Annotated in this window: 3 protein-coding genes and 1 pseudogene; all 4 read left to right on the top strand. The window is 36.5% G+C overall.

The window, feature by feature from the left end:
• Positions 1 to 985 precede the first annotated feature (985 nt).
• Positions 986 to 11,842: pseudogene (locus tag V4B18_RS07785) on the top strand (hypothetical protein); the annotation flags it as partial.
• Positions 11,843 to 11,995: 153 nt separating this feature from the next.
• The gene (locus V4B18_RS07780; protein ID WP_455476567.1) at positions 11,996 to 13,531 is read left to right on the top strand and encodes a Vomp family autotransporter; all 1,536 of its coding nucleotides are present in this window, start codon (positions 11,996 to 11,998) and stop codon (positions 13,529 to 13,531) included.
• Between the two features lie 1,084 nt (positions 13,532 to 14,615).
• The gene (locus tag V4B18_RS07775; RefSeq protein WP_455475850.1) at positions 14,616 to 15,209 is read left to right on the top strand and encodes an invasion associated locus B family protein; all 594 of its coding nucleotides are present in this window, start codon (positions 14,616 to 14,618) and stop codon (positions 15,207 to 15,209) included.
• A gap of 1,324 nt (positions 15,210 to 16,533) precedes the next feature.
• Positions 16,534 to 17,256 (top strand): RlmE family RNA methyltransferase, encoded by a 723-nt coding sequence (locus tag V4B18_RS07770; RefSeq protein ID WP_455476566.1) that lies wholly within the window; start codon positions 16,534 to 16,536, stop codon positions 17,254 to 17,256.
• Positions 17,257 to 17,392 lie beyond the last annotated feature (136 nt).

Raw genomic sequence — 17,392 nt, 5'->3', positions numbered from 1 at the left:
AGCAACAAATTTAGCCACCCTTATCTTGAGTTAAGATAAGGGTGGTATTTTATTTATGATGTAAAAACATATCGCGTAAATTAAACAGTAATATATTTAAGGATGCCTTTTATTCTGTTGTTATTAAGTATTTTACAAGATAACTCTCTGATTGCAGAGAAAAGCTACCTAAATTTAAAGACTCGTTATAAATAAAACGCATTACACAAAAGCATAATAACTTAAAGCTTTTTACAGCAGCACACAGCAATGTGTTTAATGATGAAGTGTATATACATTTAAAAAAATACCGGACATAAAAGTAATTGCTGTTGTACTTTTTGCAAACAAATCTTTTTGTAATTTTGATGAAGGTAAATTTCTGTTAGTATAATTTAACATAATTACATAAATAAATTCAAACAGTTATTGTTCAAACCATATTTTACAAAAAAATCCGCCTATACACCAGAGAGTCATTAACACTCTCCATAGAAAAGCTCCCATAGCTCTAATAACGATTAATTAATAAAAATCCGCTGAAAAACAATAAAAATTACCCATACTCTGCAATTCACAGTAACACCACAAGAAATCTCCCCTACAAGAATACATTCCGTTAAAAAAGCATTTTAACCATTAAAATAGTTTTCTTCTTGACAAAAAAGACATAACTACCTTTTATGTTGCTATTTTATTTAATATTCTATACGTATCAAAGATAAACAAACTAAGACTCATTTCGGGAAAAATAATTTTTTAATACAGAAAAAAACACAGAGCAAAGACAAAAACACACAAACTTACTACAAAAATGACCTATTTTTATCAAGAAAAGCTCACTAAGCCTTTTCTAAAATAGAAATACATCTTTTTTAAGAAATTTTACTCAATCAACAAAGACTCATTACGAACAAAAAACATTACGCAAAACCAACACAATTCAAACTCAAGCAGGCATATCAAAAGTATATCGGAAGATCTAACAATAAAATGTGTCTTTTTTATGAAAAAATGTTTTTTATTAGGAGATTTTATGAAAAACCTATATTCATCACAAAATTTAATTAAAATGGCTTCGTTAGGGGTAACGATAGCCATGTTATCATCAAGCGTATCTCCTATTTTTGCAGCAAATCTTGCGATAACAGGAGCGACAGTTATGAGCGATAATGCGCCACCTGTGGCTTATAGGAAAGGTAGTCAGGGTAGTATTGTTTTTACTGGTGATAATGATCATTGTGGTGCAGATAATGTTGTTGGTCGTGGAGGCAATAATTTTACTGCTGGTAAAAAAATAACTGCAGAGGAGCAGTTTAATAGATTTATAGAAGATAGGAAATTTGGAAAGTTCAATCCTTATGGTACGACCACTGAACAGGAGCGTTGGCAATCTGATGGGGGGACAACTGGAACCAGTGGTTATTTGGGGTCTGCGTCGACAGGTGGTAATAAAAATGTTTTGCCTGAAGCTTATGGTGTTTATTCTTTTGTGACGGGTTGTGGAGCTTCTGCAACGGGGAACTATTCAACAGCATTTGGTTCAAGTGCAACCACAACGGCTGGGGGAGCGCAGGCCTTTGGTGTTTCTGCGCTTGCAGCTGGAAGAGCAAGTGTTGCTTTTGGTGTTGGGTCAGAGGCTGCAGGGGAAGCTTCGCTTTCTTTTGGTGGGATTTCAACAGCATCAGGTAAAGAAAGTATTGCTTTAGGAGTTAGATCAAATGCAAAAAGTGACTACGGGATTGCTATGGGTTCGCAGGCTGTTGCTTATACTGAAGGCTCTATTGCTATAGGTCTAAATACTCTGACTTCGGGAGTTGGTGGAGTCGCTATTGGTGAAAATGCGACGGTAACCGTTGCAGGTGGTATTGCTTTGGGGGCAGAGTCTGTATCTAATGTTCAGCTGGGCAATAGTGGTTATAATCCAGGAGCTGCCGTTGGAGCAGGAGGGGGTACTGATGCTGTATGGGTAGCTACTCGTGGTGGTCTTGGTGTTGGTAATCCTATTGATGGAATAACGCGGCAGGTTAAGGGGGTAGCGGCAGGGGTTGTTGACACTGATGCGGTAAATGTTGCGCAGCTCAAAGCTCTTAAAAAATTCGCAGAATTTGGGTGGCAATACTCTGTTAATGGGGAGAAAACAGGGAGGATTGCACAAACGGGTACATTAAATTTTTCATCTAAAAATGGTGTAGTTATTACAGAGGCGGCTCCCGGTGAGGTGCAGTTTACTTTAGGGAAAAACCTTGAGGCAGATACTCTAGACGTTGGCAGCGTAATAATGGATGGGAAGGGTTTGTCTGTTGGTGGTAGTCTTATTCTTAGGCCGGATAAATTTAGTGCTGGCGGTTTGATTCTGCGTAACTTAGCGGATGGAAAAGTAGATCCTGATTCACAAGAGGCGATAAATGGTTCACAGCTTTATACGGTAGGTGAAGCAATTGCTCAATCTTTTGGTGGTGGTGCTAAATATGAAAATGGGGAATGGACGGCACCAAAATTTGAGGTTGTGCATTTTGCTAATGGCTCTATTAGTAAAAAACTAAACTATACTACTGTTGCTAGTGCTTTTGAGGGAGTTAATAATGCATTCAGTGGTGTTAATAATAAGATTAACAGGGTAGAAAATAGTCTCAAAGATAGTCTTCTTATTAAACAAGATGCCGAGAGTCATATTATCACTATTGGTAAAGAAGCAGAGGGTACTGTAGTTAATTTTACCAATAAGGATAATGGCGCTCGCACAATTACTGGTGTAGCCAATGGTACAATCTCTGAATCTTCCAAAGATGCAATAAACGGTTCACAGCTTCATTCAGTTGGTGAAGCAATTGCTCAATCTTTTGGTGGCGGTGCTCAATATAAAGATGGTACTTGGACAGCACCAAAATTTCAGGTTATGAGTTTTGCTAATGGCTCTATTGGTGAAAAACAGAACTATACTACTGTTGCTAGTGCTTTTGAGGGAGTTAATAACGCTTTCAGTGGTGTTAATAGTAAGATTGACAGGGTAGAAAATAGTCTCAAAGATAGTCTTCTTATTAAACAAGATGCCGAGAGTCATATTATCACTATTGGTAAAGAAGCAGAGGGTACTGTAGTTAATTTTACCAATAAGGATAATGGCGCTCGCACAATTACTGGTGTAGCCAATGGTACAATCTCTGAATCTTCCAAAGATGCAATAAACGGTTCACAGCTTCATTCAGTTGGTAAAGCAATTGCTAAATCTTTTGGAGGTGATGCTAAATATGAAAATGGCACTTGGACAGCACCAAAATTTGAGGTTGTGCAATTTACTGAGAGCTCTATTGGTGCGAATAAGAGCTATGATACTGTTGCTAGCGCTTTTGAAGGAGTTAATAGCGCTTTCAATGGTGTTAATAGTAAGATTGACAGGGTAGAAAATAGTCTCAAAGATGGTCTTCTTATTAAACAAGATGCCGAGAGTCATATTATCACTATTGGTAAAGAAGCAGAGGGTACTGTAATCAGCATTGCAAATAAAGATAGCGATGCTCGAACAATTACTGGTGTTGCAAGTGGAAAAATTTCTGCAGAATCATCTGATGCAATAAATGGTTCACAGCTTCATTCAGTTGGTGAAGCAATTGCTAATTCTTTTGGTGGTGGTGCTAAATATGAAAATGGCACTTGGGCAGCACCAAAATTCCAAGTTATGAGTTTTGCTAATGGCTCTATTGGTGCAAAAAGTGACTATACTACTGTTGCTAGTGCTTTTGAGGGAGTTAATAGCGCTTTTGAGGGAGTGAGTAGCGCTTTCAGCGATGTTAATAATAAGATTGAAGATATAAAAGATAAATTCAAAGATAGCCTTCTTATTAAACAAGAAGTAAGCGATCATTCTATTACTATTGGTAAGGATGTAGAAGGTACTTCAATTAATTTTACCAATAAGGATAGTGCGCCTCGAACAGTTACTGGTGTAGCAAATGGTACAATCTCTGTGTCTTCCAAAGATGCAATAAATGGTTCACAGCTTCAATCGATTGGTGACGCGATTGCTCACTCTTTTGGTGGCGATGCTAAATATGAAAATGGGGAATGGACAGCACCAAAATTTGAGGTTGTGCAATTTACTGAAAGCTCTATTGGTACGAATAAGAGCTATGATACTGTTGCTAGTGCTTTTGAGGGAGTTAATAGCGCTTTCAGTGGTGTTAATAGTAAGATTGACAGGATAGAAAATAGTCTCAAAGATGGTCTTCTTGTTAAGCAAGATGCCGACAGTCATACTATCACTATTGGTAAAGAAGCAGAGGGTACTATAATCAGCATTGCAAATAAAGATAGCGATGCTCGAACAATTACTGGTGTTGCCAATGGTACAATCTCTGAGTCTTCCAAAGATGCAATAAACGGTTCACAGCTTCATTCAGTTGGTGAAGCAATTGCTAAATCTTTTGGTGGTGGTGCTAAATATGAAAATGGCACTTGGGCAGCACCAAAATTCCAGGTTATGAGTTTTGCTAATGGCTCTATTGGTGCAAAAAGTGACTATACTACTGTTGCTAGTGCTTTTGAGGGAGTTAATAGCGCTTTTGAGGGAGTGAGTAGCGCTTTCAGCGATGTTAATAATAAGATTGAAGATATAAAAGATAAATTCAAAGATAGCCTTCTTATTAAACAAGAAGTAAGCGATCATTCTATTACTATTGGTAAAGATGTAGAAGGTACTTCAATTAATTTTACCAATAAGGATAGTGCGCCTCGAACAGTTACTGGCGTAGCAAATGGGAAAATTGCTCAATCTTCCAAAGACGCAATAAACGGTTCGCAGCTTCATTCAGTTGGTAAAGCAATTGCTAAATCTTTTGGTGGTGATGCTAAATATGAAAATGGGGAATGGACAGCACCAAAATTTGAGGTTGTGCAATTTACTGAGAGCTCTATTGGTGCGAAAAAGGACTATACTACTGTTGCTAGTGCTTTTGAGGGGGTTAATAATGCGTTCAGCGGTCTTGATGGTAAGATTGACAGTGTGAAAGACGGACTTCTTGTTAAGCAAACAGGAGGAAGTGGTTCTATCACTATCGGTAAAGCAACAAATGGTACTGTGCTCAATATTGCAAATAAAGATAGTGTTGCTCGCACAATTACTGGTGTTGCTAATGGAGATATCTCTAATTCTTCCAAAGATGCAATAAACGGTTCACAGCTTCAATCGATTGGTGACGCGATTGCTAAATCTTTTGGTGGTGGTGCTAAATATAGTAATGGTACTTGGGCAGTGCCAAAATTTGAGGTTGTACAATCTACAGTTAATGGAGTAAGTGGTAATAAGACTGTTTATTATACTGTTTCTGAAGCTTTTGAAGGAGTTAATAGCGCTTTCAGTGGTCTTGATGGTAAGATTGACAAGGTAAAAACTGATCTCAAAGATAGTCTTCTTATTAAACAAGATGCCGACAGTCATATTATTACTATTGGTAAAGAAGCAGAGGGTACTGTAGTTAATTTTACCAATAAGGATAATGGCGCTCGAACAATTACTGGTGTTGCCAATGGTACAATCTCTGAGTTTTCCAAAGATGCAGTAAATGGTTCACAGCTTCATTCAGTTGGTGAAGCAATTGCTCACTCTTTTGGCGGTGGTGCTGAATATGAAAATGGGGAATGGACAGCACCAAAATTCCAGGTTATGAGTTTTGCTAATGGCTCTATTGGTGAAAAACAGAACTATACTACTGTTGCTAGTGCTTTTGAGGGAGTTAATAACGCTTTCAGCGGTATTGATGGTAAGATTGAAGATATAAAAGATAAATTCAAAGATAGTCTTCTTATTAAACAAGAAGTAAGCGATCATTCTATTACTATTGGTAAAGATGTAGAAGGTACTTCAATTAATTTTACCAATAAGGATAGTGCGCCTCGAACAGTTACTGGTGTAGCAAATGGGAAAATTGCTCAATCTTCCAAAGACGCAATAAACGGTTCACAGCTTCATTCAGTTGGTGAAGCAATTGCTCACTCTTTTGGCGGTGGTGCTGAATATGAAAATGGGGAATGGACAGCACCAAAATTTGAGGTTGTGAATTTTGCTAATGGCTCTATTGGTGCGAAAAAGGACTATACTACTGTTGCTAGTGCTTTTGAGGGGGTTAATAATGCGTTCAGCGGTCTTGATGGTAAGATTGACAGTGTGAAAGACGGACTTCTTGTTAAGCAAACAGGAGGAAGTGGTTCTATCACTATCGGTAAAGAAACAAATGGTACTGTGCTCAATATTGCAAATAAAGATAGTGTTGCTCGCACAATTACTGGTGTTGCTAATGGAGATATCTCTAATTCTTCCAAAGATGCAATAAATGGTTCACAGCTTCAATCGATTGGTGAAGCGATTGCTCACTCTTTTGGTGGTGGTGCTAAATATAGTAATGGTACTTGGGCAGTGCCCAAATTTGAGGTTGTACAATCTACGGTTAATGGAGTAAGTGGTAATAAGACTGTTTATTATACTGTTTCTGAAGCTTTTGAAGGAGTTAATAGCGCTTTCAGTGGTCTTGATGGTAAGATTGACAAGGTAAAAACTGATCTCAAAGATAGTCTTCTTATTAAACAAGATGCCGACAGTCATATTATTACTATTGGTAAAGAAGCAGAGGGTACTGTAGTTAATTTTACCAATAAGGATAATGGCGCTCGAACAATTACTGGTGTTGCCAATGGTACAATCTCTGAGTTTTCCAAAGATGCAGTAAATGGTTCACAGCTTCATTCAGTTGGTGAAGCAATTGCTCACTCTTTTGGCGGTGGTGCTGAATATGAAAATGGGGAATGGACAGCACCAAAATTCCAGGTTATGAGTTTTGCTAATGGCTCTATTGGTGAAAAACAGAACTATACTACTGTTGCTAGTGCTTTTGAGGGAGTTAATAACGCTTTTGAGGGAGTGAGTAGCGCTTTTAGCAATGTTAATAATAAGATTGAAGATATAAAAGATAAATTCAAAGATAGCCTTCTTATTAAACAAGAAGTAAGCGATCATTCTATTACTATTGGTAAAGAAGCAAAGGGTACTGTAGTTAATTTTACCAATAAGAATAATGCGCCTCGAACAGTTACTGGTGTTGCCAATGGTGAAATCTCTAAGTCTTCCAAAGAAGCAATAAATGGTTCACAGCTTCAATCGGTTGGTGAAGCGATTGCTCACTCTTTTGGTGGTGATGCTAAATACGAGGATGAAAAATGGACAGCTCCACAATTTGAGATTGTAGAGTTCACTGGTACTTCTGTTGGTGGTTATGAGAATCATAATACTGTTTCTGATGCTTTTAAGGGAGTAAACAGCGTTTTTAGAGGTCTTGATGGCAAGATTGATAGTGTAAAAGAAGGGCTTCTTGTTAAGCAAACAGGAGGAAGTGGTTCTATCACTATCGGTAAAGAAACAAATGGTACTGTGCTCAATATTGCAAATAAAGATAGTGTTGCTCGCACAATTACTGGTGTTGCTAATGGAGATATCTCTAATTCTTCCAAAGATGCAATAAATGGTTCACAGCTTCAATCGATTGGTGAAGCGATTGCTCACTCTTTTGGCGGTGGTGCTGAATATGAAAATGGGGAATGGACAGCACCAAAATTCCAGGTTATGAGTTTTGCTAATGGCTCTATTGGTGAAAAACAGAACTATACTACTGTTGCTAGTGCTTTTGAGGGAGTTAATAACGCTTTTGAGGGAGTGAGTAGCGCTTTTAGCAATGTTAATAATAAGATTGAAGATATAAAAGATAAATTCAAAGATAGCCTTCTTATTAAACAAGAAGTAAGCGATCATTCTATTACTATTGGTAAAGAAGCAAAGGGTACTGTAGTTAATTTTACCAATAAGAATAATGCGCCTCGAACAGTTACTGGTGTTGCCAATGGTGAAATCTCTAAGTCTTCCAAAGAAGCAATAAATGGTTCACAGCTTCAATCGGTTGGTGAAGCGATTGCTCACTCTTTTGGTGGTGATGCTAAATACGAGGATGAAAAATGGACAGCTCCACAATTTGAGATTGTAGAGTTCACTGGTACTTCTGTTGGTGGTTATGAGAATCATAATACTGTTTCTGATGCTTTTAAGGGAGTAAACAGCGTTTTTAGAGGTCTTGATGGCAAGATTGATAGTGTAAAAGAAGGGCTTCTTGTTAAGCAAACAGGAGGAAGTGGTTCTATCACTATCGGTAAAGAAACAAATGGTACTGTGCTCAATATTGCAAATAAAGATAGTGTTGCTCGCACAATTACTGGTGTTGCTAATGGAGATATCTCTAATTCTTCCAAAGATGCAATAAATGGTTCACAGCTTCAATCGATTGGTGAAGCGATTGCTCACTCTTTTGGTGGTGGTGCTAAATATAGTAATGGTACTTGGGCAGTGCCAAAATTTGAGGTTGTACAATCTACGGTTAATGGAGTAAGTGGTAATAAGACTGTTTATTATACTGTTTCTGAAGCTTTTGAAGGAGTTAATAGCGCTTTCAGTGGTCTTGATGGTAAGATTGACAAGGTAAAAACTGATCTCAAAGATAGCCTTCTTATTAAACAAGAAGTAAGCGATCATTCTATTACTATTGGTAAAGAAGCAAAGGGTACTGTAGTTAATTTTACCAATAAGAATAATGCGCCTCGAACAGTTACTGGTGTTGCCAATGGTGAAATCTCTAAGTCTTCCAAAGAAGCAATAAATGGTTCACAGCTTCAATCGGTTGGTGAAGCGATTGCTCACTCTTTTGGTGGTGATGCTAAATACGAGGATGAAAAATGGACAGCTCCACAATTTGAGATTGTAGAGTTCACTGGTACTTCTGTTGGTGGTTATGAGAATCATAATACTGTTTCTGATGCTTTTAAGGGAGTAAACAGCGTTTTTAGAGGTCTTGATGGTAAGATTGACAGTGTGAAAGACGGACTTCTTGTTAAGCAAACAGGAGGAAGTGGTTCTATCACTATCGGTAAAGAAACAAATGGTACTGTGCTCAATATTGCAAATAAAGATAGTGTTGCTCGCACAATTACTGGTGTTGCTAATGGAGATATCTCTAATTCTTCCAAAGATGCAATAAATGGTTCACAGCTTCAATCGATTGGTGAAGCGATTGCTCACTCTTTTGGTGGTGGTGCTAAATATAGTAATGGTACTTGGGCAGTGCCCAAATTTGAGGTTGTACAATCTACGGTTAATGGAGTAAGTGGTAATAAGACTGTTTATTATACTGTTTCTGAAGCTTTTGAAGGAGTTAATAGCGCTTTCAGTGGTCTTGATGGTAAGATTGACAAGGTAAAAACTGATCTCAAAGATAGTCTTCTTATTAAACAAGATGCCGACAGTCATATTATTACTATTGGTAAAGAAGCAGAGGGTACTGTAGTTAATTTTACCAATAAGGATAATGGCGCTCGAACAATTACTGGTGTTGCCAATGGTACAATCTCTGAGTTTTCCAAAGATGCAGTAAATGGTTCACAGCTTCATTCAGTTGGTGAAGCAATTGCTCACTCTTTTGGCGGTGGTGCTGAATATGAAAATGGGGAATGGACAGCACCAAAATTCCAGGTTATGAGTTTTGCTAATGGCTCTATTGGTGAAAAACAGAACTATACTACTGTTGCTAGTGCTTTTGAGGGAGTTAATAACGCTTTCAGTGGTCTTGATGGTAAGATTGATGAGGTGACAGATGATCTCAGAAATAATCTCCTTGTTAAGCAAGAAGGAGAGGACAACTCTATCACTATTGGTAAAGAAACAAATGGTACTGTAATCAATATTGCAAATGAGAGCGGTGTATCTAGAACAATTACAGGTGTAGCAGATGGAGATATTACTCAATCTTCTAAAGAAGCAGTAAATGGTTCACAGCTTTATGCAGTAGGTGATGCGGTTGCTAAATCTTTCGGTGGTGGTGCTAGTTATGAGAATGGCACTTGGACAGCACCACAGTTTAAGGTTGCTGAATTCGCTAATGGCTCTATTGGTGAAGATCAGGTCTATACTACTGTTGCAGAGGCTTTTGAGGGAGTTAATAACGCTTTCAGCGGTCTTGATGATAAGATTGATGAAGTGACAGATGATCTCAGAGATAATCTCCTTGTTAAGCAAGAAGGAGAGGACGACTCTATCACTATTGGTAAAGAAACAAATGGTACTGTACTCGATCTTACAAATAAGAGCGGTGTATCTAGAACAATTACAGGTGTAGCAGATGGAGGTATTTCTCAATCTTCTAAAGAAGCAGTAAATGGTTCACAGCTTTATGCAGTGGGTGATGCGGTTGCTCAATCTTTCGGTGGTGGTGCTAGTTATGAGAATGGCACTTGGACAGCACCAAAATTTGAAGTTTTACAATTTACCGATGGTTCTATTGGTGAGAGTAAGAGCTATACTACTGTTGCAGAGGCTTTTGAGGGAGTTAATAACGCTTTCAGCGGTCTTGATGATAAGATTGATGAAGTGACAGATGATCTCAGAGATAATCTCCTTGTTAAGCAAGAAGGAGAGGACGACTCTATCACTATTGGTAAAGAAACAAATGGTACTGTACTCGATCTTACAAATAAGAGCGGTGTATCTAGAACAATTACAGGTGTAGCAGATGGAGGTATTTCTCAATCTTCTAAAGAAGCAGTAAATGGTTCACAGCTTTATGCAGTGGGTGATGCGGTTGCTCAATCTTTCGGTGGTGGTGCTAGTTATGAGAATGGCACTTGGACAGCACCAAAATTTGAAGTTTTACAATTTACCGATGGTTCTATTGGTGAGAGTAAGAGCTATGCTACTGTTGCAGAGGCTTTTGAGGGGGTTAATAACGCTTTCAGTGGTCTTGATGGTAAGATTGATGAGGTGACAGATGATCTCAGAAATAATCTCCTTGTTAAGCAAGAAGGAGAGGACGACTCTATCACTATTGGTAAAGAAACAAATGGTACTGTACTCGATCTTACAAATAAGAGCGGTGTATCTAGAACAATTACAGGTGTAGCAGATGGAGATATTACTCAATCTTCTAAAGAAGCAGTAAATGGTTCACAGCTTTATGCAGTAGGTGATGCGGTTGCTCAATCTTTCGGTGGTGGTGCTAGTTATGAGAATGGCACTTGGACAGCACCAAAATTTGAAGTTTTGCAATTTACCGATGGTTCTATTGGTGAGAGTAAGAGCTATGCTACTGTCGCTAGCGCTTTTGAGGGAGTTAATAACGCTTTCAGTGGTCTTGATGGTAAGATTGATGAGGTGACAGATGATCTCAGAAATAATCTCCTTGTTAAGCAAGAAGGAGAGGACAACTCTATCACTATTGGTAAAGAAACAAATGGTACTGTAATCAATATTGCAAATGAGAGCGGTGTATCTAGAACAATTACAGGTGTAGCAGATGGAGATATTACTCAATCTTCTAAAGAAGCAGTAAATGGTTCACAGCTTTATGCAGTAGGTGATGCGGTTGCTAAATCTTTCGGTGGTGGTGCTAGTTATGAGAATGGCACTTGGACAGCACCACAGTTTAAGGTTGCTGAATTCGCTAATGGCTCTATTGGTGAAGATCAGGTCTATACTACTGTTGCAGAGGCTTTTGAGGGAGTTAATAACGCTTTCAGCGGTCTTGATGATAAGATTGATGAAGTGACAGATGATCTCAGAGATAATCTCCTTGTTAAGCAAGAAGGAGAGGACGACTCTATCACTATTGGTAAAGAAACAAATGGTACTGTACTCGATCTTACAAATAAGAGCGGTGTATCTAGAACAATTACAGGTGTAGCAGATGGAGGTATTTCTCAATCTTCTAAAGAAGCAGTAAATGGTTCACAGCTTTATGCAGCGGGTGATGCGGTTGCTCAATCTTTCGGTGGTGGTGCTAGTTATGAGAATGGCACTTGGACAGCACCAAAATTTGAAGTTTTACAATTTACCGATGGTTCTATTGGTGAGAGTAAGAGCTATACTACTGTTGCAGAGGCTTTTGAGGGAGTTAATAACGCTTTTAGCGGTCTTGATGATAAGATTGATGAAGTGACAGATGATCTCAGAGATAATCTCCTTGTTAAGCAAGAAGGAGAGGACGACTCTATCACTATTGGTAAAGAAACAAATGGTACTGTACTCGATCTTACAAATAAGAGCGGTGTATCTAGAACAATTACAGGTGTAGCAGATGGAGGTATTTCTCAATCTTCTAAAGAAGCAGTAAATGGTTCACAGCTTTATGCAGTAGGTGATGCGGTTGCTCAATCTTTCGGTGGCGGTGCTAGTTATGAGAATGGAGAATGGACAGCGCCAAGCTTTAAAGTTATCAAATTTAATGATGATGGTACTCTTGAAGAAGAAAGCTATACAAATGTTACGGCTGCATTTGCAGGAGTGAATAGTTCTTTCACAAAACTTCGCAATGAGATTTTTGACAACATTGGGCAAAATGCTTTGTTGTGGAGTGATGCGGATGAAGCGTTTGTCGCTCTTCATGGAAAAGGAGATGAAAAAAGAAAGAGCAAGCTTAAGTTTCTTATGGATGGAGATATTTCAGAAGGGTCGACAGATGCTATAACAGGTAACCAGCTTTATTCGATGAGCAATGTATTGGCTGCGTATTTAGGAGGTGGCGCTGGATATAAGGATGGACAATGGATAGCTCCAGAATTTAATGTAGTGCAATTCAACAATGATGGCCATTTTGGTGAAAATCAGAGTTATAATACTGTATCTGATGCTTTTGATGCTGTCAGTGGAAGTATGTCAAATATGAATGACCGTATTAATGGTATAAAAAATGACTTAGCGTCCGTTGATGATTTAGGTTGGAACGAAAGCGTAGGCGCATACGATGCTAGTCATAAGGGAGAACAGAGTAAGATTACCAATGTAGCTGATGGTAAAGTTGAAAAAGATTCAAAAGATGTCGTGAATGGAGGGCAGCTTTGGGAAACAAACCAAAAGGTAACGCAAGTTGAACAGAGAGTAGATAATATCGATATGCATATAAAAGATATTGAAAGTACAATCACGAATAATGTTGTTTCTTATGATACTCAAGACGGTAATAAGACTAATACTATTACTTTAGTTGGTGGAAATGAAAGTGATCCAGTTTTGATTGACAATGTAGCTGATGGTAAAATTCAGGAAGGTTCAAAAGAAGCTATCAATGGTGGTCAGTTGTATACTTACACAAAAGAACAGATGGATATCGTTCTTAATGAAACAAAAAAATATACGGATGATCAAATTAATATTCTGGTGAATGATACTTTTAATGAGGCTAAGCAATATACAGATATGAAATTTGAGGCACTAAGTTATGGCGTTGAAAGTGTTCGGAAAGAAGCAAGACAGGCAGCTGCCATCGGCTTAGCAGTATCCAGCTTACGTTACGATGATACACCAGGAAAATTAAGTATTTCACTTGGTAGTGGTATGTGGCGTAGTCAATCTGCGTTTGCTCTTGGTGCTGGTTATACATCCGAAGACGGAAATATTCGTTCTAACTTATCCGTAACCAGTGCGGGTGGCCATTGGGGTGTAGGTTTAGGAGTTACCTTTACACTAAACTAATATAAAACATTCTTTTAAATCCTCCGCTTGCCTTTACTTTTATTAAAGTAAGGGCAAGTTTTTTTATTACAAACTGTTCACGTAGTTATAATGAATAGGAGTAATAAAAGTTCCAATTACATCAAAAAAATATTTATTTTTTACGGAAGCGAAAAGATATAATTTTATATTGCTCTTTTATTGATATTAATATAAACTCAACCACAAGATGAAATGTGTATCTAAAGTATAAGTTATGTAATTATATATTTTCATTAATGAAGCTATAGAAAACAATTAAAAATAAATTTCTTTTAACGGGTAGTGATGTAAAGTTTCATAAATTGTACATGTGAATGGTGAGCTGTATTTTTTATGGTTTTTATTTTTATGATTATGAAAAAATATATGCTGTACTAATAGATAGGGAATTAGTTTTTTATTTTACTCAACAATCATCTATTATTAAAACATTTTATTGATTTCAGAAATTACGTCTTTATGGAATGTTTTTCGAGCTTTTTAGCAGATTTCGATTTAATAAGAATATTTTTTAAAAGTGACAAGAGTGTTGCTGTATCTGATTCACAAAGTGTTCGCTTTGTTATGGCGATCAATAGCTATTGATACTGAATGTAAATATAAAAAACATAAGGTTGAAATGTCTAAAATTTCACAATACGCAGTGGAGAATTTGTAGCTTTATTGGCGAATAATATGTTTGCTGCGTTGTTTAGAAGGTGATGTTGAATATAAGGTAAAGGTAGACAGTAGTTTTTTTCCGGATATAAGGTTACTCAAATAGTAATCATCTTGATGAGAGTAAGTGTTGTAATGCTATTCAACGCTATTAGTAAAAATATATTGATTATAAATGATTATATTTATGATGTTAAAGAGAATATATCATTCAATTGCTTAAATTGGAATAGAGATGATGGTTGCACATGATACTCATCATGATGATTAGTAAAATTATCAATGTATTAGGTGATAAAGTTTTAGAAATTTTTAGAAAACAGTGAATGGCGGTTAATTTTACGGTTATAGAAAATAACAGAAGATAACTTGGATGTGGGGAGCAGGAAATATCCTGATATAAACAATGGTAAAAAAAAATCATAAAATTATCCAAAAGCGGAATATTTTGGCAAAAATTTTGTTTATCTTTGTTTTGCTGGGTAAAAGTGAGAGTTTTGCTAATCAAAATAATAACGCTTATACAATACACCCACCACAGTTGTCTGTTCCTAGTGGTGCTCCTGGCGAAACACGTCGAATTATTATGCAATTTTACAATTGGACTTTGATTTGTGATGAAAAAAAATCGCTTCATCAAGGGATATGTAATGTAACGCAAGCCGTTCATGATAAAGAGGATAATACTATTTTTAGTTGGTCTCTTGTGTCTACAAAAAATGGTCAAGCGGTGATGCTTTTTAGGACATTATCGAAAGCTGATAAAAGTGTTCCTATTAAAATGTTTATAGATGGTGTTAAAAAACCTGTTCTTATCCGTTATATACAGTGCAATCAAAGCGTATGTTTAGCGCAATTGCCTGTAGAGTCGGTTTTAAGTAAACAAATAGAACAGAACAAAGATGTACGCATTTCTTATAAGGTTAAAGATGGTGATACATTGTCTTTTACTGCGCCATTTAAGGGCCTTAGCGAAGCACTTTACTCTTTGCAGCGATAATATTTGTGTAAATAAAACGATTTTAGCAAAATCATGATGAATTGCTTACGCTATAATATAACATTAATTTAGAGTTTTCTGCAAAATTTATAAGTCGAATTACATTGGTAATTAACAGTAAAAAAGTACTGAGAGCAGTTAATTTAGGAATAAATTGAAGTAAGTCAAAACATTTGCTTTTTTAGACAAAAAGTGAATTAATTTTTTTAGTTTATATGATTTTTTGAGAGCTCTATAATTTAAGATAAACGAACATGAATTTTAAAATAATATAAGAATTTATTTTTTCATGATAATTTTTTAGAGATGCATTTAGCGTAAATTACATGAAGAAAAGGTAGCGAATTTGCAAAAATGCGTTTCAATATAGATGCCAAGTTTACGGTTTAAAGCCGATAAAAGAATGTGCTGTTATAGGATGAAGTTTTTACTCAAAATATTTTCAAGTAAAGCTTTTGCTTCATATAAGGTATTTAACTTGAGAATTAATGATTATTATACTTTTATTAAATTAAGATGTTTTGGGATTGTTGATTTTTTTTATGTATCACATGATTTGAATAAGGTATGATAAATAATGGTCTTCTTATATAAAAAGTACTGGAGATCTTATTATTTAAAGCTACAAAAGAATATCAAGCATTATCATTTGGTTATAATGAATACTTTCTGTCTTGAGGAGACATGAGCGCTAATTTAGTGAAAGTTTGCTTCAGTTGTGCTTTTTGATATTGGATATGAGATACTTAAATTATATTCTTTATGTTCTTTAAAGTTATTTTTACATTTAATTAAGTAGATTTTCTCGCCTTATTTTTATTATCGATAGATATAATATTTTCTAAAGGTTTTGAGAGCGTGATGGGTAGCTTAGGCAGTTTTGAAAAAGTAAAAATTATGTGCAATTTTTTAGTAATAATTTTTAGACGGTTATAAACGGTTATAAATTGAATTAATTTAAAGGTTGAGAATTCGTTTTCTGAAGATTTTTAGAATAATTTTGATTTTAGCAGAAATGCACTTTATTTAACATGTTAGGATTAAAGGGTGGTTGACGATATTGAGATGAATGATATCGAGTATTGCTCTTATAGCAGATTATTAAGAAACATAAAAGCAGGTATCTAATCCTTAATGAGAAGGAGAAGATTTAATTTTAACTTGATATATAATTGGACATAATTAACGATTAAATGTTGCAGACTGAGGGTTAAAAAAGAAATTTTGTTGAAATTAGTGTTCTGTAGTCGTGCGTGGTGCGCCATAAAGATAGGAGAGGATTTAAGTGTTAGCAGTAATAAAAATGTGGAGACAATGAGTGACTATGAAAAAAATAATAAAGACACCAACTGGTGGATATGGTGGCTCAGGATCGCATGAATTACATCAGCGCGTAAAAAAAAAAGCAGGGACCATTAAAGCATCATCGAGGCGATGGTTAGAGAGGCATCTGAATGATCCATATGTTCATCAGTCAAAAATCGATGGTTATCGCTCACGTGCTGCTTATAAGCTAATCGAAATTAATGAGCGCTATAAATTTCTCAAAAAAGGTCAAAATATCATTGATCTTGGAGCGGCGCCAGGTGGATGGTGTCAGGTGGCTGCACGTATTGTAGGATCAAGTGATCAAAATCCCAGTGTAGTTGGTATTGATTATTTGGATGTTGATGCATTGTTTGGAGTTGTGGTACTGAAAATGGATTTTTTATGTGCAGATGCTCCGCAGAAATTAATTGATACTTTGGGGAAAAAGCCAGATGTAATTCTTTCTGATATGGCCGCGCCGACAACGGGTCATCGCCAGACAGATCATTTGAGGACAGTTTATTTATGCGAAGTTGCTGCTGATTTTGCTCTTTCGGTTCTTAAGCCTGGGGGGCATTTTTTAGCAAAGGCCTTTCAAGGCGGCGCAGAAAACACTCTTCTCACTACATTGAAACAGAATTTTAAAACAGTTCATCATGTAAAACCGCCTGCAAGTCGAACAGAATCCGTTGAGCTTTATCTTTTAGCTTTGGGATTTAAAGGAAAAACAAAAACTTAATAATAGCTTTCTCTTTTCAGGAGGTTTAAGGTCACTTATATACTTAAATCGTGAAGGTATTTCCAAGCAGTTATTAATGATATTATTCACAATTTTTCTTTTTTAGATGATGAAAAATTGGTGCATTACCTATAGA

This window comes from Bartonella sp. B17, assembly GCF_053795755.1.
This window is presented reverse-complemented; position numbering and strand designations above follow the sequence as displayed.